Below are 22493 nucleotides of genomic sequence, written 5' to 3'. Positions count from 1 at the left end.
TTTCTCTTTCTGATGATGAACCGGCAACCGCTCCGCCTGGCCATCTCCGAGGCGGCCAAGATCCTCGCCGAGGCGGGTGTGGACAGTCCCCGCGTCGACGCGGAGTTCCTGGCCGCGCACGTGCTCGGCGTCGAGCGCGGGCGGTTGCCGCTCATCCCGCTGGTCGATCCGACGGTGATCGACCAGCTGCACAAGCTCGTGCTGGTGCGCGCCTCGCGCATCCCGTTGCAGCACATCCTCGGCTGGGCGCCGATGGGCACCATCTCCGTCGAGGTCGGGCCCGGTGTGTTCGTGCCGCGGCCAGAGACCGAGCTGCTGATGGAGTGGGGTCTGAAGGCGCTCGTCGGCGTCACGTCGCCGATCGTCGTGGATCTCTGCACGGGAACGGGCGCGCTGGCGTTGTCGATCGCCGCCGCCCGGCCCGACGCGGTCGTGCACGCGGTGGAGATCGACCCGCAGGCGCTGTCCTGGACGCGGCGCAACGCCACCGCGCGGGTGGCCGCCGGGGACACGCCGATCCGGCTGCACTCCGGTGACGCCACCGATCCGTCACTGCTGTCCGATCTGGACGGTCAGGTAGATCTCGTGGTGTGCAATCCCCCTTACGTGCCAGAGGGAACCCTCGTGCAGCCCGAGGTGGAGGACCACGACCCGCACCACGCGGTGTTCTCCGGCGCGGACGGGCTGGACGTGATCCGGCACGTCGTGCGGGCCGCTGCGCGATGGTTGAAGCCCGGTGGGTCCGTCGGCATCGAGCACGACGACACGCAGGGGGAGTCCGTGCCGGCGCTGCTGGCCGCGCGCCGGGTGCTCGCGGACGTCGCCGACCACAACGACCTGGCTGGGCGGCCGCGGTTCGCGACCGCCCGCAGGGTCGGGTAGCTCTTCTCAGAACAGGGCGTCGAAGGCCTTCGACAGGTCCTTCATCTGCTCGCCCAGGCCGCGGTCCGCCAGCTTGTCCATCAGGTGGTCCGCGACGTCCCTGCTGGGTCTGGGTTTGCGGGCCTCCGCGCGGAGGTCGTCCACCGCCTCGATCGTGGCCGTGGGCGCCTGGGTGTCGTTCAGGTCTTCACGTAGCTCGTCCAGCAGCCGCAGCACCGCGGCCACGTCCTTGATGTGTCCGATGTGGACGTCCCCGGCTCTGGCACGTCCACTGGTGCCGACGTTGCTGCCGATCACCGGGCCCTGGATCTCGAAGTTGCGTTCGTTCATGAGGTTCCCCTGGTCGTACTGGTCTTTCCCGCGCGTGCCTTGCCGGCCGTGGCGATGTTGCTGGAGATCACCGGGCCCGTGATGTGCACGTTGTTGCTCGTCACCTGCATGGCCTGTTCCATGAACTCGGTGACCGAGATGCCTTTGTCCTCCAGGAACTCGCCCAGTGTGCGCAGCAGCCGTGACTCCAGCACCTTGATGTAGCGCTCGACGTCGGTGAGCTGGAAGTAGTTGTCGACCTGGCTCCTGCTCGCGAGCTCGCGCAGGCTGTTGCTGGCGCCGTAGCGTTGCGCGACGTACGTGCCCTCCGCCTGGTGGATCGGGTTCATCCAGGCGACCGCGGAGGCGAACCGCTTCGGCAGTGACACCGGGAACTTCAGCAGGTCGACGACCGCGTCGAGGAACGGGCGGATCGACTGCTCCGGCAGCACGTCGATCTGCCGGTGCTGATCGTGGATCGGGTGCAGGATGCAGGGCGTCCACTCGACGTAGAGCATCTCCTCGTCGAGTCCGAACGTCAGGTACGCGGAGATGACGACGTCGCGGTCCCACGTCTCGACCTGGAACGAGCGGAAGTAGCGCATCCACTCCATCGGCGTGGTGATCAGACCGTCCACAACGGACCTGTCCACCGCGGTCACGGGCGAATAGTCCTTGTCCGGCAACACGACGCGTGCTTCGTCGTCGTCGATGTGGTCGATCAGCTCGACCGACGAGATGACGACCCGGTCGCCCGTCTTCAGGCCGCGCAACCGATGTGCCGGCGAGAGCGACGGCGAACGGCCCGTCTTGACCAGCTCGCTCGTGATGCGTTCGTACAGCTCCGGGAGATCGAATCCAGGTAACGGCGCGTCGGTCTTCGCCTCGGTGTGCTTGAGAGGCAGCGCCATGGACCACGGTTCGAACATCGTGCCGGAGCCGACGAACGGCCGGTAACCGTGGTAGACGATCACCTGCGCCTCGTCCGCGTCCTCAGGTTCGTCGCCGTCCTCGGTCGGATAGAGCGCGAGCGCTTCGGCGTAGTTCGAGTGCCCAAGCCGCCGGACCGTCCACTCGTTTCGCCACAGGTCCTCCTCGCCCTGGCTGGTGCGGAAACCCGTGCGCCGGAAGCTCTTCGTCACCAGCAGCCACGTCACGACCCGGTCGGCCAGCAGTACCGCGAAGACCAGCGCGATCGCGCTGATCAAGACCGCGAGCACGGCGCCGCTGCTCTCCTGCTCGCACACCTCGTACCTGGGCCTGCAGAGTCTGGTGGACTCGTTGAGCTCTTCCATGAACTTGTACAGCACGAAGAAGAGCGCGATCGCGCTGGCGATCGAGCCGAGCACGACCGGCCCGCGCGAGTGCGGCACGACCCGCCGCGGACGCGTGAACGCCAAGCGCGCCCCGGTCCCGAGCGCCACGACCGAGGCGGCCACCAGCCACCACACGAGCAGCGTCCCACTCGCGGCGAACAGCACCACGACCGCCAGCACCAGCAGCAAACCATCGCGCACCTTGCGCCGCGTCCGCGCCGCCACCGCCTCCCGCAACACCGCGCCGGAGTTGACCCCGGGCGAACGCGGAATCGACCGAGTGGACTCGACGAGGTACTCGCGAATGGCGGAGTCCGCGAACTCCTCGTCGCGGTGAGCGGCTCCGCAGAGGAAGCGGGTTGTGTCGTCGCGCAACTTCGGGGAATCGTTTCCCGTCGTCGTCGCGGGAGTTGACATTGTCCTGTCCACTTTCTGTCATTGAATCTAGCACTCTGTGTTTGTGCTGGTCAGGGACATGGTGAGACAACGAACAACACGAAATCCGATCTGTTGATGGCACAATAGTCGGTCCTGATCGGAATGGGACAGAGGTCGCGTAATTGCAAATTGTCAATGCGCCGAACGAGGGCAAAGACCACTCTTTCCGGACGCTGTCTCGGCTGCCTCACTCCGCCCGGCGAGTGGTGCGGCCCAGGTCGGGAGTGGTCAAATCCTGGCCAATAACACGACGTTTGGTCACGTTAGGGCCAAACGGTCGTATGTTCTCTGCGGGGAGGGCACGCGGTCACGCGCTATGAGGAACCGCCGCCTCGCGCGTGACCGCGTGTGCGCCTACTCCTGTGGTTCGCGCACCGGGAGCCAGGCGACGCAGAAGGCGAACGCGGCGTTCATCAGCAGGGCGAACAGGAACAGCAGGTCGAGCCCGAGGTTGACCTTGCCCTGCTCAAGCTCACGGACGAACCCCGCCTTGTCCACGACCACGTCGACCTCGTGGCCGACGTCCTCGACGGAGTAGCCGAGGCTGGGCCAGTAGGTCAGAGTCCTGTCACCGCAGTCCAGCTCGTTGGACCACTGCGTGGCGCCGCGGCTGCTCGAGTGGCTGTCGATGCTGATCACCTTGCACTGCTTCGATTCCCCGAGCGCGGTGAGCCACAGCGAATGACCACCGATGTTCACCGCGAAGACCGTGACGACGCCGATCGCCAAGCCCGCGAACATCGGCCACCTCTCGGGTCGCCGGTAGCCGCTGAGGGTTGCCCCATAGCCGATCAGGCACGCGACGGTGGCAAGGATGAAGACGATCAACAGCTCGGAGGCGGCCGTGGTGGGTAGGAAGCTGCCCACCACGATCGCCGCTAGGAAGACGCATGCCACCAGCAGTCTCTTCGCCTGAAGGGGTGGTCTCGCGCCGGTCATTCGTTCAACAACCCTTGTGGCACAGGTTCGCGGATCGGGAGCCGGGCGACGCAGAAGATGAGCACGGCGTTCATGAGCACGGCGAGCAACAGCATCAGGCTGTGCCCCAACCCCACCTTGTCGGGTTCGAGGACGGGGACGACACCCGTCCTGTCCACGACGACGTCCATCTCGGTGCCGGGCTCCTGAGCGGAATGGGACGAAGTCGGGGTGTAGTGGACCTGCCGGTCGCCGCACCGCAGCTCGTTGCTGTACGTCGTGGATCCACGTCGGCTCGGGTGCTCCTGGATGCTGATGACCTGGCAGTGCAAGGTCTCCCCGAACGCGGTGAGCCACAACGAGTGGCTGCCGATGTTCGCGGGGAAGATGGTGACGATGCCGATCACCATCACGGGGAGACCGGCCCACCTCGACGGCTTGGGCCGGTAGCCGCCGAGGTCGAGGACGTAGAAGATCAGGCAGACGAGCATGGCCAGCGCCACGACGATGAAGGCCTTGCCAGCTGCCGTGAGCAGGAAGCTGCCCACGATGATTCCCAGGGTGAGCAGGCTGACGCGCACGAGCGCCTTCGGCCGGACCTCGGGTCTGGTGCCGTTCACTCGTCCAACGACCCTCGCCGTCTCATCCGTCCACGATCACCTGTTCGGGGTTCATCGTTCGCTCGTCATCGCCAGAACTTGCCCGAGGTGTCGTGCGAGACCCACATTGTCGGCGGGGCCGATCGTGAACCAGCCGGCGCGGGCGGGCACGTTGGCGTAGCGGCCCGCCTTGGTGTCGACCCAGGTGACGGGCGGGAAGTCGCGTTTGGTCCGCCCTTGCCCGAGCTGCACGAGGAAGTGGCCGTTGCCGATGGCAGGGCCGGTCAGCATCTGCTTGGCGAGGCGGACGTCGTCGGTCTCCGTCGTCCGCACGGCCTGCCGGAAGCCTTCTTGTGGTTGCTGGGCCTCGAAAGCCTGCGCGGGCACCGTCACCGGCTTGCCAGGGCCCGGCCGGCCAGGCGGCATGGCGTTGGCGAGGCTGGTGGCGATCTCGTTGGGCTGCACCAGGTTCAGCGTGACCGTGGTGTCCTCCTGGGTCACCAGCACCGCGTAACCGCCGCGAGCCACCACGCTCGCGCGCACCAGCTTCTGCTGGTTCATGTCCGGCATGCACAGCGCGATGACGCGGAGCTCGGGGCGCGCCAACAGGTTCAGCGCGTCCTCGAGGTCGGGCTCAGGCCGGCCGCGCCGCACGAGGTTCCGCCGCTCGAGGTCCGCGTGCACCGCGGCCTTGATCCGCGCGCGCTCGTCGAGCGTCTCGCCGTGCTGGCTGATGTCGAACGGGTACGGGATGCTCCCCGCCCGCAGGTCCTCCCAGAGGACCTCGAACGCGGGCAGGGAGAGCTGCGCGATCCGCTTCATCCGCCGATCACCGGCGGCGCGACCATGCGATCGTCGTCGAAGAACTCATCGGTGGGGATGAGGTAGTTCGACTTGTGTTCCTTGTCCTCCTCGCCACCCTGGCCGGCGCCGCCTCCAGCACCCATGCCACCCGCACCAGCGGCGCCACCACGGCCAGCGGCACCAGCGCCCGCGCCGTTCGCCGCGCCGCCAGGACCGCTGCCGCCCATGACTCCGGCGCTGCCGCCGGGGGTGGCGGGCCCGAAGCTGCCCATGCCGCGCCCGGAACCGCCCACGCCCGCCATGCCGCCGGGTCCCATGCCACGGCCACCGCCCGCACCGCCTCCGCCGGGACCGCCACGTCCGGCGCCCGAACCACCTGGCCCGCCGCCGCCGGGCCTGCCCGTCTGACCGCCGCCGGGCGGCCGCATGCCGGGCGGGAAGATACCGGGCGGGCCGATGGGAGGCCGGTTCTGGCCGCCGGGCGGGATGTTCTGGTTGTTGTTGCTGGGCTGCAGCGCCGGGTCCTTGACCTGAGGCGCGGCCCACGCGGTGTTCGTCGTGCCGTTGTTGGAGCTCGGCTGAGGCATCGACGGCATGCCGGTGCTGTTGTTGTTGCTGAACTGCTGGTTCGCGTTGACGTTGCTCAGGCTGTGCGAGCTGGTGGTGCTGCTCGGCTTCGTGACGGCCTGGTCCTGCGTGACCTGCGGGATGGAGTCCATGGTGGGCATGGACATCGCGGCGGACATCATCGTGTTGTCACGCGTCTGCATGACCTGGACGGCCTCGGCCTTGGCCTCTTGCTGCTCGTTGTGCTTCGCGAGCATCTCGAAGGGCGCGCCCGCCATCGCCGGCGGGAACAAGACAGTGGGGGCCGCCCACTTCTTCATGATGTCCATCGGGCTGTAGCTCACCGGCTCGGGCATGCTGCGGTTCGCCTGCACCGCCGCGTCCCGTTGCTGCGCGATGGCACCGGACGTGCGCACGAAACCCTCGCCGGTGGTGTCCGCGAACGTCCCCACCTTGTTGAGCGCGGCCCGAACTCCCTCGGCGGCCTTGCCCGTCCACGCCGTCTGCGACCCGTTGACCAGGATGGTGAAGTCGGTCGCCAGTTCCTTGAACGTGTTGCCGATCGACTTCCACGCGTCGCTGACCGCGGTCGCCGTCTCGGGGTTGTAGTTCTGGGTGACCTGGGTCTTCATCTGTTCGTGTTGCAGGCCTGGATAGTTCGCGTTCGGCGTTGGAACAGCGGGTTTGACGGGCGCCATGAGATTCCCCCCTCGGGCGTTGTTACGGCAGCTTGGGCGCGATCAGATCGGCGGCTTGGGACGCGCGCTGACACGCGGCGGCGGTGTCATCGGAGATGAGACCGATGTTTCCGATGATCGAGACCGATGACGACTCGCTGACCGCGATCACGTAAGTGCAAATGCTCGTGGCTCCGTCCGGCGCCTCGACCTTGGTCACGTCGTACTTGCCGACCTTGGTCTCCGAGAGCTTGCCGTTGAGGTTCAGGTCCTTGACGCCGGAGTTGGTGCGGATGCCCACGCGCAGACCGCCCTTGCCGCTCACGTTCCAGTCGCAGCCCTCGGCGGTGCCGACCTTCGCGGCTTCGCCGGGGTGCTTGAGGCCCAGACCCGTGACCTCGGCTTCGGTGAGCAGGTCGCACGGCTTGGCTGCCAGCGCTTCCAGCCCCGACGCGGAGCCGGAGCTGCTGGTCGGGGTCGCGCTACCGCTCGTTGGCGCCGGAGTGCCCGTCGTGCCCCCGCCGGTACCGGTGCAGCCGGCAGTGAGGACTGTCAGGCCGATCGTCGTGGCGATGAGGATGCGCTTCATTACTTCCCAAGTTTCTTGAGCGAGTCGGCACCCGCTTGGTCGGCATTCGTGTAAGACGCGCGGCTCTTCTCGATCTGCGTCTTGAGTTCGTTGATCGCTTTGGCGAGGTCCTTGAGGCTCTGCTGGGCAGCTGTGCCGAACGTCCTGTTGCCCTTGCTGATCGCCTCTGCATAGCCGCCGCCGAGTTTGGTCTCCTGGCTGAGTTCCGACGACCTCTGGGAGACCTTCTCGAGCTCGTCCTGCATCGCGGTCAGCTTCTTGATCATGGCGTCGACCAGATGCGGGTCGACGGACAGCTGCTGGGTCTCCACGGCCACCGCGATCGCCTTGCCGGCGTCCATCACGGCGCTCAGGCCGCTGCCGAAGATGCCGTCCCAAGTTCCCCCAGCGGCCCTGTCGGCCAGACTGCCGACCTTGCCACTCGTCACTGCTTCTTCAGACACAGAAGCTCGACCCTCCCCGATTGCGCTCTGTGGTCGACCCATGACCTTACAGTTGCGCGTCCGTTTGGGGGATGCGTTGAACTACTTAACCCTGTTCGGGCCGAAACATGCCCTGGTCAGGGCAGGAATGGCTGCGTGAAGTGAGAACGGAGGCTCAGCAGGGTGGGCCACCGGGCGGTTAAGGCGGGCCTTCCGTCACCCGGCCGGGGAGGCTGGCTAGGCTCACCGAGGTGAGCACGGTCTACGACTGCAGCGAACCGAGCAACCGCGCGGCGGGACTTGCCGCTGCCGCCGGCGCTGTGCGGAGCGGGCGCCTTGTCGTCCTGCCCACCGACACCGTTTACGGGATCGGCTGCGACGCGTTCGACGCCGAAGCCGTCCGAAGCCTTCTCGACGCCAAGGGCCGCGGGCCCGACATGCCCGTGCCCGTGCTGGTCGGGTCCTGGACCACGATCGACGGGCTGGTGCTCAGCGTGCCGCGGCAGGCGAGGGCGCTCATCGAGGCGTTCTGGCCCGGTGGGCTGAGCATCGTGCTGCCGCACGCGCCCAGTCTGGCGTGGGACCTGGGGCAGACGCGCGGCACGGTGATGCTGCGCATGCCGTTGCACCCTGTTGCACTGGAGTTGTTGCGCGACGTCGGTCCGATGGCCGTGTCCAGCGCCAACAAGACCGGGCATGCGCCGGCGTCCAGTGCGCAGGAGGCTCGGGACCAGCTCGGCGACGCCGTGCCCGTGTACCTCGACGGTGGCCTCAGCGGCGAGAACATCGCCTCGACCATCGTCGACCTCACCGGGCCCGATGCGTTGATCCTGCGCGAGGGTGCTGTGAGCAAGGAAGAGGTCAACGAGGTGCTCGGCATCGAGGTCGAGGTCGCGCGCTAGCGAGCGGCTGCCAGAATTGATCATGGTCGTCGCGAGTACCGTGGCGAGCACCCCGAACACCCCCGATTGATTGGTAGGCCCGTGGGGCCCGCATCCTCGTTCGTCCTTCCCGTGCGCGAGTACCTGCTCGTCGCGTTGATCGCTGCCGTCGTGACGTTCCTGCTCGTGGGTCTGGTGCGCGCGATGGCGTTCCGGCTCGGGGCAGTGGCCTACCCGCGGCAACGCGACGTGCACGTGCAGCCGATGCCGCGCATGGGTGGTGTCGCCATCTACGGCGGCGTGCTGTGCGGCATGTTCGTGGCGCACCAGTTGCCGGTGCTGCGGGCGGCGTTCGACTTCTCCAACGACCCGTGGGGCGTCATCGTCGCGGGCGGCGTCATCGTGCTCGTGGGCGCGATCGACGACAGGTTCGAGCTCGACTCGCTCACCAAGCTCGCCGGTCAGGTCACCGCGGCGGGCATCCTCGTGCTGTTCGGCCTGCAGTGGATGATCGCGTGGGTGCCGTGGGACGGCGGCGCGACCATCTCGCTCGACCAGAACCAGGGCGCGCTGCTGACGGTGCTGCTGGCCGTGACGATGATCAACGCGATGAACTTCGTCGACGGGCTCGACGGGCTGGCGGCGGGCATCGGCCTCATCGCCGCCGCCGCGACCGCCGTGTTCTCTATCGGTCTGCTGGTCGAACGCCAGGGTGCCGTCGAGGCGTACCCGCCGGCCCTCATCGCCGCCGTGCTGGCGGGCGCCTGCCTCGGCTTCCTGCCGCACAACTTCAACCCCGCGCGCATCTTCATGGGCGACTCGGGCTCGATGCTCATCGGCCTCATGCTCGCCGCCGCCACCACCAGCGCGTCCGGCAAGATCAACCAGGCCACCGGCAGCGCTGCCGACCTGCTCGGTCTGCTCTCGCCGCTGATCGTGGTCGCCGCGGTGCTGTTCGTGCCGCTGCTCGACCTGCTGATGGCCATCATCCGCCGCACGCGACGCGGCGAGAGCCCGTTCTCACCGGACAAGATGCATCTGCACCACCGGTTGCTGGAGATCGGGCACTCGCAGCGTCGAGCTGTGCTGCTCATCTACTTGTGGGCCGGTGTGCTGGCGTTCGGCGCGGTCGCGCTCACACTGTTCGACCCGATCATCGTGGCCACGTGCTTCGTCATCGGGCTGATCGTGACGTTCGTGGTCTCGGTGATCCCTCGCCTCAGGGAAGCCCGCAAGTCCTGACGGCAGGTCAGATGGGGTTCTCCACGCACGGGCGGCCGAGCAGCTTGAACGTCCCGTCGTCCTGCAGCGACCAGCCTTCCGCGCAGTGCTGCTGGCCGTCTGCGTAGTCGCGGCCGACCGGGACGTTCCAAAGGCGACCGATGGTCCACTCCTTCGTGGGCGAGACAGAGCTGTAGTCCGGGCCGTACACCTTGTAGAAGCCGGTGAACGAAAGGAAGGGACTGAGCGAGCTCACGCTCGCGTAGGTGTTGGTGACATGGCCACCGCTGCCTCGTGCGGTGACTGTGATGCCGCCGCTCGTCCCGCCCTCATCGGCCTGTGCCGCAGGTGCGGCCGTCAGCAGTGCCGTGGCCGTGGCGGCCAGTGCGATCGCGACCGTTCGAACGTTGCTCATCGAACCCCCAACAGTGGTTGCCAATGCGGTCGACGCTAACTGCGCGTTGCGCCAATTCGCCTACATGGGGTGTAGGCGAATGGAGTAGCGTCCTCGGTGGTTGACTGCCTGGGGGAATGACAACCATGGAGAGCTGCAGGTTCGGTCTGCTCGGAGAACTCTCGATCGACGACGGCGCGGTGGTGCTCAAGGCGAGCAAGCTGCGCGGCCTGCTTGCGGCACTGCTGCTGCGTGCCGGAAGACCGGTTTCGCAAAGCGAGTTGGTAGAGCAGATCTGGGACGAGCCGCCGTCGCGGGCGAACTCGACTCTCCAGGTCTACGTCGTGCGCCTGAGGCAGGTGCTCGGTGACTACGGCCCGTTGGTTCTGCGCAGCAGCACGGGCTACCGCATCGACGTGCACGCCGACCAGGTCGACCTCCACAGGTTCCGCGGCCTGGTCGCGCGCCACGACACTGACGCCCGCACCGAGCTGGGCAACCTGCGCGAGGCGCTGTCGCTCTGGCGCGGCCCGGCGCTGGCCGACGTGGACTCGGAGGCCATGCGGTTCGAAGCCGACCGGCTGGACGAGGAGCGGCTCGTCGCGGTCGAACGCCGCATCGAGCTGGAGATCGAGCTGGGCGCGCACCGGGAGTTGGTGCCCGAACTGCGTGCGCTGACCCGGCGGCATCCGTTGCGGGAGCGGTTCGCCGAGTTCCTGATGACGGCGTTGCATCGTGGTGGGCGTTCCGCGGACGCCCTCGAGATCTATCGAGTTGTTCACCGGATGTTCGCGGACGAGCTCGGTGTCCGGCCGGGACCGCGGCTGGCGCGGCTGCACGAGCAGATCCTGTGCGGCCGGGAAATTGGTACGCCATCTTGTTTGGGGCCGCTTAACCGCCGTTAACGAGGGGCTGCCCGCAGGTGCTGGAATGCGGCTTCATAGACTTCGGGACATGAGCGACGCGGACAAGGCCGTCACGCACGAGCTGACCGTCCAGCGACTCGCCGGGGAAATGTTCCGCGAGGCCGCCTGGGCCGCGCTCGGCACGTTTGTCCTCGGCGTCGTCGTGTCAACTGTGATCTGGGGGACCGCTGGTCTCTTCGGGTCATTGATCGGTGGTGCGATCGCCATCGGTTCGAGCCTTGCCACGCTGTTGTTGATGCGCAAGACGGCCGGCTTGGATCCGATGTTCGTGATGGTCGCCGCTCTCGGCGGATTCATGGGCAAGCTGCTCGTGTTGCTACTGGCGGTGATCTTGCTGCGCGACCAGCAGTGGCTTGAACCCAAGGCACTGGGAATCACCCTGGTGGCGACGGTGCTCGTCACGTCGTTCCTCGAGGCCAGAGCCTCCAAGCGCAGCCGTAGCCAGATGGTCGTGCCCGCCTCAGAAGGCGCCTAGACCTGCTGATATGGTCCGCGCAGACCAGGGACACCCGATAGCAGGGGTGCCTCTGGTAGTCGCTTGCGAACCGTAAGGTACGTTAAGTCCAGATCGTGACGATTCCCCCGGCGGAGTGAACGCCGGCCGGGAGAACCGGAAGGAACACAGTGACCAAGTTGCTGGCTTCGGGGGGCGAGTTCGTCGCTCCCGGTGTGAAGGACTTCTTCCTCCCGCCGATCTTCGGCTCGGTCACGAAGCCGATGGTCCTGCTGGTGCTGTCCATCGTGATCATCGCCGTCTTCTTCATTGTGGCGACCCGCAGTCTCAAGGTCGTTCCCGGCAAGTTCCAGTTCGCCGCCGAGTCGCTTTACGACTTCGGGCGCAACAACATCGCCAGGGAACAGATCGGCGCGAAGGACTACAAGCCGTTCATCCCGCTGATCCTCACGATCTTCTGCTTCGTCCTGGTGAACAACCTGTTCGGGCTCATCCCGATCGTCCAGTTCCCCACGATGTCGCACATCGGCTTCCCGCTCGCCGTTTCGTTGCTCGTTGTTTACCCGGTGTACCACTTCGTCGGGTTCAAGCGGCACGGCTTCGTGGGCTACTTGAAGCACCAGACGGTTCCGCCGGGCGCGCCGTGGTTCGTGCTCCCGCTGCTGATCCCGATCGAGTTCTTCCAGAAGTTCATCCTGAACCCGCTCACGCTGGCGATCCGAGTTTTCGCCGCTATGTTCGCGGGTCACCTCCTGCTGCTGGTGTTCACCCTGGCCGGTGAGTTCCTGCTGCTCAATGGCGGACTGACCGTCATCGTGGCGCCGGTGTCCTTCGCCTTCGCCATCGCGCTGACCTTCCTGGAGGCACTGATCATGTGCCTGCAGGCCTACATCTTCGCGCTGCTGTCTGCCAGCTACATCGGCATGGCGCTGGCAGAAGAGCACTGAGTAACAGCACACAGCCTCCGATCCGCGAACACTCGCGGGCCGAGTTGGAAAGGGAACAGCAACAGTGAGCGCTCTCCAGATCGCCCAGGCCTTCGACGGAAACATCAACCCGGGTCTTGCGGCCATCGGTTACGGCCTCGCCGCGATCGGCCCCGGCATCGGTGTGGGTCTGATCTTCTCCTCGGTCATCAGCGGCACCGCCCGCCAGCCCGAGGCCCGCGGCGTGCTGCTCGGCCTCGCGTGGACCACCTTCGCCATCGTCGAGGTCCTCGCGCTGATCGGCTTCGTCGTCTACTTCATCGCGACTGCCTGACCGAATCCAGATCGCGTTAGGAGAAACCGTGATGGACACCCTCATCCTGGCGGCGGAGGGGCCGGTCAACCCGGTCATTCCGCACACCTCGGAGATCATCCTCGGTCTCGTCGCGTTCCTGCTCCTCCTCTTCGTCATCAAGAAGTTCGTCTCACCGCGCTTCGAGGCGTTGTACGAGGAGCGGACGGCCAAGATCGAGGGTGGCATCGAGAAGGCGGAGCAGGCTCAGGCCGAGGCTCAGCGCACTCTCGAGCAGTACAAGGAGCAGCTGGCCGAGGCTCGCGCCGAGGCCGCGCGCATCCGCGACGACGCCCGGGCCGAGGGCCTGCAGATCGTCGAGGAGCTGCGTGAGCAGGCGCAGGCCGAGTCCTCGCGCATCATTGCGCAGGGCCAGCACCAGCTGGACGCTCAGCGCGCCCAGATCGTCGCGGAGCTCCGTGCCGACCTCGGCCGCACCGCTGTCGAGCTGGCGAGCAAGGTCGTGGGCGAGTCCCTCGAGGACGACTCCCGCCGCCGTGGCACCGTCGACCGCTTCCTCAACGAGCTGGACGCCGTCGCGGCGCCGGCGAGCAAGTAGAGGCAGCCGATGACGTTGCATGCCGCAAGTCGTGAAGCTCTGGCAGCCGCGGAACTGCGGCTGCTGGAGCTGGCCGACGCCACCACGTCGACGGACGACCTCGCCAAGCTCGGCGAGGAGCTCTTCGCCGTGCTCGGCCTGCTGGTTCAGCAGCGCTCGCTGCGTGGCGCGCTCGCGGACGCCTCGTCCGAGGCCGCGGGTCGTGAGCAGCTGCTCACCGGCCTGTTCGGGGGCAAGGTCAGCGACGCGACGCTGCAGGTGCTGGTCGCCGTCGTGACCGCGCGCTGGTCCAGCCCGCGCGAGCTCGTCGACGGTGTCGAGTCGCTCGCCCGCACCGCGCTGCTGGTGCGTGCCGAGCGCGACGGTCAGCTCGACTCGACCGAGGACGAGCTGTTCAGGCTCGGCCGCATCGTTGCTGGTTCGAACGAGCTCGAGCTGCTGCTGGCGGACCCCGCCGGTGACGCCGCCGGCAAGGTCGTGCTGGTCGACTCCCTGATCGAGGGGAAGGTCAGCCCGGTCACCAAGACGCTGGTGGACCAGCTGGTCCGCAACCCGCGTGGGGTGCGTGTGGCGGACGGGCTCTCCGAGCTCGCCGACCTGGCGGCCAAGCGCCGTCAGCGTTCCGTCGCGCACGTCCGCTCTGCGGTGGCGCTGACCGCGGAGCAGGTCGACCGCTTGACCGCGACGCTGACCACGATCTACTCGCGCCCGATCGCGCTGCACGTGGAGGTCGACCCCTCGCTGGGCGGCGGCCTCTCGATCAAGATCGGCGACGAGATCATCGACGGAAGCATCGCCGGCCGGTTGGCGGCACTGCGCCGCAATCTCGCCAGCTAGCCCCCGAGCCCTTTCCCAAGAACGAAGAAGTGAGAGCAGGAACGACATGGCGGAGCTGACGATCTCGTCGGACGAGATCCGCAGTGCGATCGAGAAGTACGTCTCGAGCTACTCCCCGGAGGTCTCCCGGGAAGAGGTCGGTACCGTCTCCGAGACCTACGACGGCATCGCCATCGTCGAGGGCCTTCCGGGCACGATGACCAACGAGCTGCTCGAGTTCCCCGGCGGCGTCCTCGGCGTCGCTCTGAACCTCGAGGTCCGCAACATCGGTGCGGTCATCCTCGGTGACTTCGACAAGATCGAAGAGGGCCAGGAGGTCCGCCGGACGGGCAAGGTCCTGTCCGTGCCGGTCGGCGACGGCTTCCTCGGTCGCGTCGTCAACCCGCTGGGCACGCCGATCGACGGCCTCGGTGACATCGTCGCCGACGACACCCGCGCCCTGGAGCTGCAGGCCGCGTCCGTGCTGCAGCGTCAGCCGGTGTCCGAGCCGATGCAGACCGGCATCAAGGCCATCGACGCGATGACCCCGATCGGCCGCGGTCAGCGTCAGCTGATCATCGGCGACCGCAAGACCGGCAAGACCGCGGTCTGCATCGACACGATCATCAACCAGAAGAAGGCCTGGGAGTCGGGCGACCCGAAGCAGCAGGTCCGCTGCGTCTACGTCGCCATCGGCCAGAAGGGCTCCACCATCGCGGGCGTCAAGGCCGCGCTGGAGGAGGCGGGCGCACTCGAGTACACGACGATCGTCGCCGCCCCCGCTTCTGACTCGGCCGGCTTCAAGTGGCTGGCGCCGTACACCGGCTCCGCCATCGGCCAGCACTGGATGTACCAGGGCAAGCACGTCCTGATCATCTTCGACGACCTGACCAAGCAGGCAGAGGCGTACCGCGCCATCTCGCTGCTGCTGCGCCGCCCGCCGGGTCGCGAGGCCTACCCCGGCGACGTCTTCTACTTGCACTCGCGTCTCCTCGAGCGTTGCGCGAAGCTGTCGGACGACCTCGGCGGCGGTTCGATGACGGGTCTCCCGATCATCGAGACCAAGGCGAACGACGTGTCGGCGTACATCCCGACCAACGTCATCTCGATCACCGACGGTCAGTGCTTCCTCGAGTCCGACCTGTTCAACGCCGGTGTGCGTCCGGCCGTCAACGTGGGTATCTCCGTCTCCCGCGTCGGTGGTGCCGCGCAGATCAAGGCGATGAAGGACGTCGCGGGCTCGCTGCGTCTCGACCTGTCGCAGTTCCGTGAGCTGGAGGCCTTCTCCGCGTTCGCGTCCGACCTCGACGCCGCGTCGCGCGCCCAGCTGGACCGCGGTGCCCGTCTGGTCGAGCTGCTCAAGCAGGGCCAGTACTCCCCGGTGCCCGTCGAGGAGCAGGTCGTCGAGATCTTCGCCGCGACCAAGGGTCACCTGGACGACGTCCCCGTCGGCGACATCCGTCGCTTCGTCGCGGACTTCAAGGACTCGCTGCGCCGCAACCACGCGGACCTGCTGAGCTCCATCGTGGAGACCAAGAAGTTCCCCGAGGACTCGCAGAAGCGCGTTGTCGCCGCCGTGACCGAGTTCAAGAAGCAGTTCACCGCTTCTGACGGCACGACGATCGTCAACGAGGCGTCCGAGAAGCCGATGGACGCCGACAAGGTCGCCCAGGAGTCGGTGAAGGTCCACAAGCCCGAGCCCACCAAGAAGTGATCTGAGCCATGGGCGCACAGATTCGGGAGCTCCGCCAGCGGATCCGAACGGTCAACTCGACCAAGAAGATCACGAAGGCGTACGAGCTCATCGCCACGTCTCGCCTCGCCAAGGCGCAGACCAGGGTCGCGGCCTCGCGCCCCTACGCGGACGAGATCACTAACGTGCTCTCCGCGTTGGCCGAGGCCTCGGCGAACCTCGACCACCCGTTGCTGACGGAACGCAAGAACCCGAAGCGCGCCGCTGTCCTCGTCGTCACCAGCGACAAGGGCATGTGCGGTGGTTACAACTCCAACGTCCTCAAGGCGGCGGAGCAGCTGATCGAGCTGCTCAAGTCCGAGGGCAAGGAACCGGTGCTGTACGCGACCGGCCGCAAGGCGATCGGGTACTACAACTTCCGCCGCCGCGAGGTCACCGCGTCGTGGAGCGGGTTCTCCCAGACCCCGCACTACGTCGACGCCGTCGAGGCCGGTGACGCGCTGGTGGAGGCGTTCCTGGAGGGCACGGAGAACGGTGCGCAGGGCGTGGACGAGATCCACGTCGTGTACACCGAGTTCAAGTCCATGCTGAGCCAGACGCCGACCGCCAGGCGGATCGCGCCGATGGACGTCGAGTACACCGGCGAGACGCCCAAGGGCCCGCGTGCGGTGTACGACTTCGAGCCGAGTGCGGAAGCACTTCTCGGAGCGATGCTGCCCAAGTACGTGAAGACGCGGCTGTTCTCCGCCATGCTGGAGGCAGCGGCTTCGGAGTCGGCAGCTCGTCGTACGGCCATGAAGGCGGCGACGGACAACGCGACGGAGCTCGTGCGCAACCTCAGCAGGGCGGCGAACTCGGCCCGTCAGGCCCAGATCACCCAGGAGATCAGCGAGATCGTCGGTGGCGCCTCCGCGCTTACCGGTGGCGCAGGAAGTGATGACTGACATGAGTGCTACTGCCACCACCACCCGCACCGGCCGTGTGGTCCGGGTGATCGGTGCGGTCGTCGACGTGGAGTTCCCGCGCGACGCCGTGCCGGAGCTGTTCAACGCCTGCCACGCCGAGATCACCTTCGAGGCCGTCGCCAAGACGCTGACCCTCGAGGTCGCGCAGCACCTCGGCGACAACCTGGTCCGCACCATCTCGATGCAGCCGACCGACGGTCTGGTCCGCGGCACGACCGTGACCGACACCGGCAAGGCCATCTCGGTGCCCGTCGGCGACGTCGTCAAGGGCCACGTCTTCAACGCCCTCGGTGACTGCCTCGACGTCCCCGGCCTCGGCCGCGACGGCGAGCAGTGGGGCATCCACCGCAAGGCGCCCGCCTTCGACCAGCTCGAGGGCAAGACCGAGATCCTCGAGACCGGCATCAAGGTCATCGACCTGCTCACCCCGTACGTCAAGGGCGGCAAGATCGGCCTGTTCGGCGGCGCGGGTGTCGGCAAGACGGTGCTCATCCAGGAGATGATCACCCGTATTGCCCGTGAGTTCTCCGGTACGTCGGTGTTCGCCGGCGTCGGTGAGCGCACCCGTGAGGGCACGGACCTGCTGCTCGAGATGGAAGAGATGGGTGTTCTCTCGGACACCGCTCTCGTCTTCGGTCAGATGGACGAGCCGCCCGGCACGCGTATGCGCGTCGCGCTGTCCGCTCTCACGATGGCGGAGTACTTCCGCGACGTGCAGAACCAGGACGTGCTGCTCTTCATCGACAACATCTTCCGGTTCACCCAGGCCGGTTCCGAGGTGTCGACCCTGCTGGGCCGCATGCCTTCGGCCGTGGGTTACCAGCCGACGCTGGCGGACGAGATGGGTGAGCTCCAGGAGCGCATCACCTCGACGCGTGGCCGGTCGATCACCTCGCTGCAGGCCATCTACGTGCCCGCGGACGACTACACCGACCCCGCCCCGGCGACCACCTTCGCCCACCTGGACGCGACGACGGAGCTTTCCCGTCCGATCTCCCAGAAGGGCATCTACCCGGCCGTCGACCCGCTGTCGTCGTCGTCTCGAATCCTCGAGCCGTCGATCGTCGGCGAGGAGCACTACCGGGTGGCCCAGGAGGTGAAGCGGATCCTGCAGAAGTACAAGGAGCTGCAGGACATCATCGCCATCCTCGGCATGGACGAGCTCTCCGAGGAGGACAAGGTCCTCGTCGGTCGCGCGCGTCGTCTCGAGCGCTTCCTCGGCCAGAACTTCATCGTGGCCGAGAAGTTCACCGGTCAGCCCGGCTCCTTCGTGCCCATCAAGGACACGATCGAGGCGTTCGACCGCGTGTGCAAGGGCGAGTTCGACCACTTCCCGGAGCAGGCGTTCTTCTCCTGCGGCGGGTTGGACGACGTCGAGGCCAACGCCAAGAAGCTTGCCGGTAACTGAGGCTCGCTGACTTTCGAAGGGCCGTCCCTCCTTTGTGGAGGGGCGGCCCTTTGTCATGTGGTGAGCACATGACGTTTCCATTGGATGGAAATCGCACTCCGCCTGAAGGTCCTGACGTCGCACGATGCGCGGCATCACGAGGCCTCAGCTCGGCACGGTGATTCCCTCGCTGTTGCAGGAGAAGCTGCTCACGACGGCGAGCGCCAGCGCGGTGTCCACGGCGGGCCTGGTCGGGATGATGCTCGGCGCGCTGATCATCGGGACCATCACCGACGTCATCGGGCGGCGCAAGGTGATGATCTACGCCGTGGCCGGGTTCTCCGTGTTCACGCTGGCCTGTGCGTTCGTGCCGGACGCGACGACGTTCGGAATCCTGCGGTTCCTCGCCGGGCTGGGCCTGGGCGGATGCCTGCCCACGGCGATCGCGCTCGTGAACGAGGCCCGGCCTCAGCAGGGCGGGCGGGCCACCACGGTGATCATGACCGGGTACCACGTCGGTGCGGTCATCACGTCACTGCTGGGGATCGTGCTGATCCCTCAGCTCGGCTGGCGGTCGCTGTTCGTCGTGGGCGCGTTGTCCGCGCTGGTGCTGATTCCGTTGATGGTCAAGCATTTGCCGGAGACGGTGGCGCGCAAGGCGCCCGCGCTGGAGGCGGTCGGGTCGCTGTTCAAGCCCGGGCTGCGCAAGGCGACGATCGCGTTCTGGGTGGCCTCGTTCATGGGGCTGTTGCTCGTGTACGGGCTCAACACCTGGCTGCCGCAGATCATGCGCAGCGCCGGGTACGAGCTCGGGACGGCTTTGGCGTTGCTGAGCATCAAGCTGCCCGGCTTCGGGGTGTACGTCGCGGTGCTCCTCGCAGGGTTCTTCGTGTTCAGCGCGCAGGTGCTCGTTTACGCCTACGCGGGGCGGGTTTACGAGGAGAACCGGGCCACCGGTATTGGCTGGGCTGCGGGCGTTGGACGGTTGGGTGCCATTAGTGGGCCGCTATTGGGCGGTGCGTTGCTCACGGCTGGTTTGGCGCACCCGTGGGGCTTCTACGCGTTCGCGTTCGTAGCCGCGTTGGGCGCAACGGCCGTTGGTGCGATTGGGCTGAAGGCGAAATCGGTCGTGGCGCCTGCCGGGTGATGGCAAGGTCAGGTGCATGGCCCGACACGTTCCGCACGACGATCCGGGAGACCCGGATCTGCGCTCGCCCTGGCGCTACCTGTGGTGGCTGGTGCTCGCCCAGCGCGGGCGGGTGCTGGCCGGGGCGTGGTGGGGTTCGTTGTCGATGTGCGGGCTGATCCTGCCGCCCTATCTCATCTCTCAGGCCATTGAGGACGGTCTGCGGGGTGGTGACCGCGTCGCACTGGTGTGGTGGTGCGCCGCGCTGCTCGCGGTGGCGGCCGCACTGGCCCTGATCTTCATCGCCCGGCACCGGACGATGACGCTGGTGCGGACCGACGCCTCGTTGCGCACGGCGCAGATCGTCGTCCGGCACGTGACGCGGCTCGGTGGTGTGGTGCGGCGCAAGCTGTCCACCGGGGAGCTGACGTACCTGCAGAACGGCGACACGGCGCGGATCGCGCACGCGTTGACCAGCACCGGGCCCGGGGTGGGGGCGGTGATCGCGTATGTCGCCACGGCGGTGTTGCTGGTGCGGATCTCGCCGCTGATCGCGGTCGTCGTGCTGCTCGGTGTGCCGGTGCTCGCCCTGGTCACCGGGCCCGTCCTGCAACGGCTGCACAGCGTGGAGGGTGGATATCGGCAGAAGCAGGGGGAGCTGAGCTCACGGGCCGGCGACATCGTGGGCGGCCTGCGGGTGCTGTCGGGGATCGGCGGGAAGCCGGCGTTCGAGGCGCGGTTCCGGTCCATGTCGACAGAGGTCCTCCGCGACGGTTACCGGGTGTCGGCGTGGCTGAGCTGGGTGCAGGCGCTGACGTGGGGGCTGCCGGCGTTGTTCCTCGCGGTGGTCACGTGGATCGCCGCCCGGATGGTGGTGAACGGAGCCATCTCGGTCGAGGAGATGGTCGCGGTGTACTTGTACGTCACCACGTTGACGGTGCCGGTCAGCTTCTTCATGGAAGGCGCGGACGCGATTCCCCGTGCGCTGGTGTCGGCCGGGCGGGTCGTGGACGTGCTCCGGTTGCGGCCGGAGGAGAAGGACGAGGGTGAGGCGCTCGACGTGAAGACCGGCGCGTTGACCGTGGTCGTCTCCGCGAACGCGACGCTGGCCAGGGAGGCTGTCGATCGGTTGCCCGCGGTGGTGGCGGACAACGACGACTACCTGTTCGCCGGGACCGTGCGCGAGGCCGTGTCGGTGGGGGAGCACAGTGATCACGAGCTCGACGCGGCGTTGCACGCGGCGGCCGCGATGGACATCGTGGAGGCGCTGCCAGACGGGCTCGACTCGCACCTGGAGTCGCAGGGGCGCAACGTGTCCGGCGGTCAACGGCAACGCCTGCGGCTCGTGCGGGCGTTGCTGAGCGAGCCGGAACTGCTCGTGCTGGTGGAGCCGACGTCCGCGCTCGACGCCGTGACGGAGGCCGTGGTGGCGAAGAGGGTGCGGGAGAGGCGTTCGGGGCGGACCACCGTCGTCGTGTCGTCGTCGCCGTTGTGGGCGGGGCAGGCGGATCAGGTCGTGCACCTGGAGGAGAGCCGATGACGAGGCTGCCCATCGCGGACCGTCGTGAGGTGAGGCGGGCGGCCACGCGGTTGCTGCGGGGCGAACGGCCCGCGCTGGCCGTGGTGCTGCTGCTCACCGCGCTCTCGGCGTTGTCGGCGCTCGTCGGGCCGTACCTGCTCGGCAAGATCGTCGGTGGGGTCGAGGGAGGCTCCCTGACGCTGTCCACTGTGGACCGACTCGCGCTGGGGGTGCTCGGCGCGGCTGTGGTGCACCTGTTGCTGGTGCGGTACAGCGGTCTGCTGACGGCCAGGCTGGGCGAGCGGTTCCTGGCGTCGTTGCGCGAGGAGGCGGTCACGCGCACGCTGGCATTGCCGGCGCGGGTGGTGGACCGGCTGAGCACCGGTGACCTGCTGACGCGCGTGACGAGTGACGTCGGCACGGTCGGCCAGGCGTTGCGGGACAGCGTGCCCGAGGTGCTCGCGGGTGCCATGCACCTCGTAGTCGTGTTCGTGGCGGTGTTCTGGCTGGACCCGGTGCTGGGCCTGGTCTCGCTGGCGGGGATGCCGTTCGTCGTGTGGGTGGTGCGCTGGTACCTGGTCCGCGCCCGCGACGCGTACCTCGCGGAGAGCGAGGCGAACGGGGACGTCGCGGAGATGTCCGCGGCGGTCGGCGAGGGCAGCAGGACGATCGAGACGTACGGACTGCGGGACCGGATGGTGGCAGCGGCGGACGGCACCGTCGCGCGGTCGTACCGGGCGCGGCTGCGGACTCTCCGGCTGAGGAACGTGCTGTTCCCGGTGACCACCTTCGTGAACATGCTGCCGACCGCGCTGGTGCTCGTCGCCGGGGGTTTCCTCTACGCGGCCGACAGCACGCGGATCGAGGTCGTCGTCACGGCGGTGCTCTGGGTGTGGCGCCTGGTCGAGCCGATGGACCGCATCCTGTTCTGGGTGGAGTTCCTGCAGCGCGGTGGCGCGTCGTTCGCGCGCATCGAGGGGATCGGGGCTCACGTCGAACCGGCCATCTCGGTCCGGGAACCGGACGGTGATCGCATCGAGGTGAGCGGTGTCCGCTACTCCTATGTGGACGGCCACGAGGTGCTGCACGGCGTCGATCTCGTGGTGCAGCCGGGAGAACGGCTGGCGATCGTCGGCGTCTCCGGTGCGGGCAAGTCGACGCTCGGCAGGCTGATCGCCGGGGTGGACCGGCCTGCGGAGGGGTCGGTGCTCGTCGGCGGGGTGCCCATTGCGGATCTCACGGCGGCGGGCGAGCAGCGGATCGTGCTTGTCACACAAGAACATCACGTGTTCATCGGCACGGTCAGGGAGAACCTGGCGATGGCGGCGCCGGACGCCCCGGACGCACGGCTGCTCGACGCGCTGAGCACGGTGGACGCGCGCTGGTTCGCGGACTTACCGCAGGGCCTCGACACGCTGCTGGGCGCGGGTGGGGTGGAGCTGGATCCTGCGCAGGCGCAGCAGCTCGCGCTCGCACGGGTCGAGGTCGCCGATCCGCACACGCTGGTGCTGGACGAGGCGACGTCCTCGCTCGACCCGGCCACGGCCAGGCATGCGGAGCGCGCGATCGCGGCCGTGCGGGAGAGACGCACGGTGATCGCGATCGCGCACCGTCTGCAGACCGCGCGGGACGCCGACCGGATCGCGGTCGTCGACGCGGGCCGGATCGTGGAGCTGGGGTCGCACGACGACCTGGTCGCCAGGGACGGCACCTACGCGACGCTCTGGCGTTCGTGGCACGGCTAGGGGCGGAC

At 67.6% G+C, this 22493-nt stretch carries 24 protein-coding genes; 15 read left to right on the top strand and 9 right to left on the bottom strand.

Features of this window, described 5'->3' with window-relative positions; all coding sequences use genetic code 11:
• Positions 1 to 15: 15 nt before the first annotated feature.
• The gene (prmC, locus tag ACSHWB_RS07550; RefSeq protein WP_439664543.1) at positions 16 to 882 is read left to right on the top strand and encodes a peptide chain release factor N(5)-glutamine methyltransferase; all 867 of its coding nucleotides are present in this window, start codon (positions 16 to 18) and stop codon (positions 880 to 882) included.
• A 6-nt stretch (positions 883 to 888) separates the two neighbouring features.
• Here the strand turns inward: prmC and ACSHWB_RS07545 are convergent, their stop codons facing one another.
• From ACSHWB_RS07545 to ACSHWB_RS07510, 8 genes are all read right to left on the bottom strand, one after another.
• Positions 889 to 1212, bottom strand: a complete 324-nt coding sequence (locus ACSHWB_RS07545; protein ID WP_439661353.1) for a hypothetical protein — start codon at positions 1210 to 1212, stop codon at positions 889 to 891.
• A complete protein-coding gene (locus ACSHWB_RS07540; protein WP_439661352.1) occupies positions 1209 to 2882 on the bottom strand; it encodes a hypothetical protein in 1674 nt (557 codons plus the stop codon). The genes ACSHWB_RS07545 and ACSHWB_RS07540 overlap by 4 nt, the downstream gene beginning before the upstream one ends.
• 417 nt (positions 2883 to 3299) lie before the next feature.
• The gene (locus ACSHWB_RS07535; RefSeq protein ID WP_439661351.1) at positions 3300 to 3842 is read right to left on the bottom strand and encodes a hypothetical protein; all 543 of its coding nucleotides are present in this window, start codon (positions 3840 to 3842) and stop codon (positions 3300 to 3302) included.
• Positions 3843 to 3880: 38 nt separating this feature from the next.
• Positions 3881 to 4483 (bottom strand): hypothetical protein, encoded by a 603-nt coding sequence (locus ACSHWB_RS07530; protein WP_439661350.1) that lies wholly within the window; start codon positions 4481 to 4483, stop codon positions 3881 to 3883.
• Between the two features lie 51 nt (positions 4484 to 4534).
• Entirely contained in the window at positions 4535 to 5284 is a 750-nt protein-coding gene (locus ACSHWB_RS07525) for an ESX secretion-associated protein EspG (protein ID WP_439661349.1), read from the bottom strand.
• Positions 5281 to 6465, bottom strand: a complete 1185-nt coding sequence (locus tag ACSHWB_RS07520) for a hypothetical protein (RefSeq protein ID WP_439661348.1) — start codon at positions 6463 to 6465, stop codon at positions 5281 to 5283. Before ACSHWB_RS07520 ends, ACSHWB_RS07525 begins: the two co-directional genes overlap by 4 nt.
• An 88-nt stretch (positions 6466 to 6553) precedes the next feature.
• On the bottom strand, positions 6554 to 7099 hold the full coding sequence (locus ACSHWB_RS07515) for a DUF3558 family protein (protein ID WP_439661347.1): 546 nt from the start codon (positions 7097 to 7099) through the stop codon (positions 6554 to 6556).
• On the bottom strand, positions 7099 to 7542 hold the full coding sequence (locus ACSHWB_RS07510) for a type VII secretion target (protein ID WP_439661346.1): 444 nt from the start codon (positions 7540 to 7542) through the stop codon (positions 7099 to 7101). Before ACSHWB_RS07510 ends, ACSHWB_RS07515 begins: the two co-directional genes overlap by 1 nt.
• Before the next feature lie 230 nt (positions 7543 to 7772).
• Here ACSHWB_RS07510 and ACSHWB_RS07505 point away from each other — a divergent pair, with 230 nt between their 5' ends.
• Both ACSHWB_RS07505 and ACSHWB_RS07500 read left to right on the top strand, forming a co-directional pair.
• On the top strand, positions 7773 to 8423 hold the full coding sequence (locus ACSHWB_RS07505) for an L-threonylcarbamoyladenylate synthase (RefSeq protein ID WP_439661345.1): 651 nt from the start codon (positions 7773 to 7775) through the stop codon (positions 8421 to 8423).
• A gap of 81 nt (positions 8424 to 8504) precedes the next feature.
• On the top strand, positions 8505 to 9644 hold the full coding sequence (locus tag ACSHWB_RS07500) for a glycosyltransferase family 4 protein (protein WP_439661344.1): 1140 nt from the start codon (positions 8505 to 8507) through the stop codon (positions 9642 to 9644).
• Positions 9645 to 9651: 7 nt separating this feature from the next.
• Here ACSHWB_RS07500 and ACSHWB_RS07495 read toward each other — a convergent pair whose 3' ends face one another.
• The gene (locus ACSHWB_RS07495; RefSeq protein WP_439661343.1) at positions 9652 to 10038 is read right to left on the bottom strand and encodes a hypothetical protein; all 387 of its coding nucleotides are present in this window, start codon (positions 10036 to 10038) and stop codon (positions 9652 to 9654) included.
• Positions 10039 to 10163: 125 nt separating this feature from the next.
• On the opposite strand from ACSHWB_RS07495, the gene ACSHWB_RS07490 reads away from it, so the two are divergent.
• The 12 genes from ACSHWB_RS07490 (at position 10164) to ACSHWB_RS07435 (ending at position 22485) form a co-directional block, all read left to right on the top strand.
• On the top strand, positions 10164 to 10922 hold the full coding sequence (locus ACSHWB_RS07490) for an AfsR/SARP family transcriptional regulator (protein ID WP_439661342.1): 759 nt from the start codon (positions 10164 to 10166) through the stop codon (positions 10920 to 10922).
• Positions 10923 to 10971: 49 nt separating this feature from the next.
• On the top strand, positions 10972 to 11418 hold the full coding sequence (locus ACSHWB_RS07485) for a hypothetical protein (protein ID WP_439661341.1): 447 nt from the start codon (positions 10972 to 10974) through the stop codon (positions 11416 to 11418).
• Between the two features lie 149 nt (positions 11419 to 11567).
• Complete coding sequence (gene atpB, locus ACSHWB_RS07480) at positions 11568 to 12344, top strand: F0F1 ATP synthase subunit A (protein WP_439661340.1); 777 nt, start codon at positions 11568 to 11570, stop codon at positions 12342 to 12344.
• A 64-nt stretch (positions 12345 to 12408) separates the two neighbouring features.
• Positions 12409 to 12657, top strand: a complete 249-nt coding sequence (locus ACSHWB_RS07475; protein WP_319987398.1) for an ATP F0F1 synthase subunit C — start codon at positions 12409 to 12411, stop codon at positions 12655 to 12657.
• A 31-nt stretch (positions 12658 to 12688) separates the two neighbouring features.
• Entirely contained in the window at positions 12689 to 13234 is a 546-nt protein-coding gene (locus tag ACSHWB_RS07470) for a F0F1 ATP synthase subunit B (protein ID WP_439661339.1), read from the top strand.
• A gap of 9 nt (positions 13235 to 13243) precedes the next feature.
• On the top strand, positions 13244 to 14071 hold the full coding sequence (locus tag ACSHWB_RS07465) for a F0F1 ATP synthase subunit delta (RefSeq protein WP_439661338.1): 828 nt from the start codon (positions 13244 to 13246) through the stop codon (positions 14069 to 14071).
• Positions 14072 to 14117: 46 nt separating this feature from the next.
• Complete coding sequence (atpA, locus tag ACSHWB_RS07460) at positions 14118 to 15764, top strand: F0F1 ATP synthase subunit alpha (RefSeq protein ID WP_439661337.1); 1647 nt, start codon at positions 14118 to 14120, stop codon at positions 15762 to 15764.
• 8 nt (positions 15765 to 15772) lie between these two features.
• The gene (locus tag ACSHWB_RS07455; RefSeq protein ID WP_439661336.1) at positions 15773 to 16687 is read left to right on the top strand and encodes a F0F1 ATP synthase subunit gamma; all 915 of its coding nucleotides are present in this window, start codon (positions 15773 to 15775) and stop codon (positions 16685 to 16687) included.
• A complete protein-coding gene (gene atpD / locus ACSHWB_RS07450) occupies positions 16680 to 18116 on the top strand; it encodes a F0F1 ATP synthase subunit beta (protein ID WP_439661335.1) in 1437 nt (478 codons plus the stop codon). Before ACSHWB_RS07455 ends, atpD begins: the two co-directional genes overlap by 8 nt.
• Before the next feature lie 124 nt (positions 18117 to 18240).
• On the top strand, positions 18241 to 19242 hold the full coding sequence (locus ACSHWB_RS07445) for an MFS transporter (protein ID WP_439661334.1): 1002 nt from the start codon (positions 18241 to 18243) through the stop codon (positions 19240 to 19242).
• 16 nt (positions 19243 to 19258) lie between these two features.
• Positions 19259 to 20761, top strand: a complete 1503-nt coding sequence (locus ACSHWB_RS07440) for an ABC transporter transmembrane domain-containing protein (RefSeq protein ID WP_439661333.1) — start codon at positions 19259 to 19261, stop codon at positions 20759 to 20761.
• Entirely contained in the window at positions 20758 to 22485 is a 1728-nt protein-coding gene (locus ACSHWB_RS07435) for an ABC transporter ATP-binding protein (RefSeq protein ID WP_439661332.1), read from the top strand. Before ACSHWB_RS07440 ends, ACSHWB_RS07435 begins: the two co-directional genes overlap by 4 nt.
• Positions 22486 to 22493: the final 8 nt, after the last annotated feature.

Origin of the sequence: Lentzea sp. HUAS TT2, assembly GCF_051853195.1 — a bacterium.
Lineage (GTDB): Bacteria > Actinomycetota > Actinomycetes > Mycobacteriales > Pseudonocardiaceae > Lentzea.
The sequence above is the reverse complement of the archived record's forward strand: the minus strand, read 5'-3'. Positions and strand labels throughout refer to the sequence as shown.

What these genes read in the sequence shown, in the direction of transcription:
- prmC (WP_439664543.1), top strand. Translation starts at nt 16, where the DNA reads ATGAACCGGCAACCGCTCCGCCTGGCCATCTCCGAGGCGGCCAAGATC.
- ACSHWB_RS07445 (WP_439661334.1), top strand. Translation starts at nt 18,241, where the DNA reads ATGCGCGGCATCACGAGGCCTCAGCTCGGCACGGTGATTCCCTCGCTG.
- atpA (WP_439661337.1), top strand. Translation starts at nt 14,118, where the DNA reads ATGGCGGAGCTGACGATCTCGTCGGACGAGATCCGCAGTGCGATCGAG.
- ACSHWB_RS07455 (WP_439661336.1), top strand. Translation starts at nt 15,773, where the DNA reads ATGGGCGCACAGATTCGGGAGCTCCGCCAGCGGATCCGAACGGTCAAC.
- ACSHWB_RS07440 (WP_439661333.1), top strand. Translation starts at nt 19,259, where the DNA reads ATGGCCCGACACGTTCCGCACGACGATCCGGGAGACCCGGATCTGCGC.
- ACSHWB_RS07545 (WP_439661353.1), bottom strand. Translation starts at nt 1,212, where the DNA reads ATGAACGAACGCAACTTCGAGATCCAGGGCCCGGTGATCGGCAGCAAC.
- ACSHWB_RS07465 (WP_439661338.1), top strand. Translation starts at nt 13,244, where the DNA reads ATGACGTTGCATGCCGCAAGTCGTGAAGCTCTGGCAGCCGCGGAACTG.
- atpD (WP_439661335.1), top strand. Translation starts at nt 16,680, where the DNA reads ATGACTGACATGAGTGCTACTGCCACCACCACCCGCACCGGCCGTGTG.
- ACSHWB_RS07485 (WP_439661341.1), top strand. Translation starts at nt 10,972, where the DNA reads ATGAGCGACGCGGACAAGGCCGTCACGCACGAGCTGACCGTCCAGCGA.
- ACSHWB_RS07435 (WP_439661332.1), top strand. Translation starts at nt 20,758, where the DNA reads ATGACGAGGCTGCCCATCGCGGACCGTCGTGAGGTGAGGCGGGCGGCC.
- ACSHWB_RS07495 (WP_439661343.1), bottom strand. Translation starts at nt 10,038, where the DNA reads ATGAGCAACGTTCGAACGGTCGCGATCGCACTGGCCGCCACGGCCACG.
- ACSHWB_RS07520 (WP_439661348.1), bottom strand. Translation starts at nt 6,465, where the DNA reads ATGAAGACCCAGGTCACCCAGAACTACAACCCCGAGACGGCGACCGCG.
- ACSHWB_RS07470 (WP_439661339.1), top strand. Translation starts at nt 12,689, where the DNA reads ATGGACACCCTCATCCTGGCGGCGGAGGGGCCGGTCAACCCGGTCATT.
- ACSHWB_RS07525 (WP_439661349.1), bottom strand. Translation starts at nt 5,284, where the DNA reads ATGAAGCGGATCGCGCAGCTCTCCCTGCCCGCGTTCGAGGTCCTCTGG.
- ACSHWB_RS07515 (WP_439661347.1), bottom strand. Translation starts at nt 7,099, where the DNA reads ATGAAGCGCATCCTCATCGCCACGACGATCGGCCTGACAGTCCTCACT.
- ACSHWB_RS07490 (WP_439661342.1), top strand. Translation starts at nt 10,164, where the DNA reads ATGGAGAGCTGCAGGTTCGGTCTGCTCGGAGAACTCTCGATCGACGAC.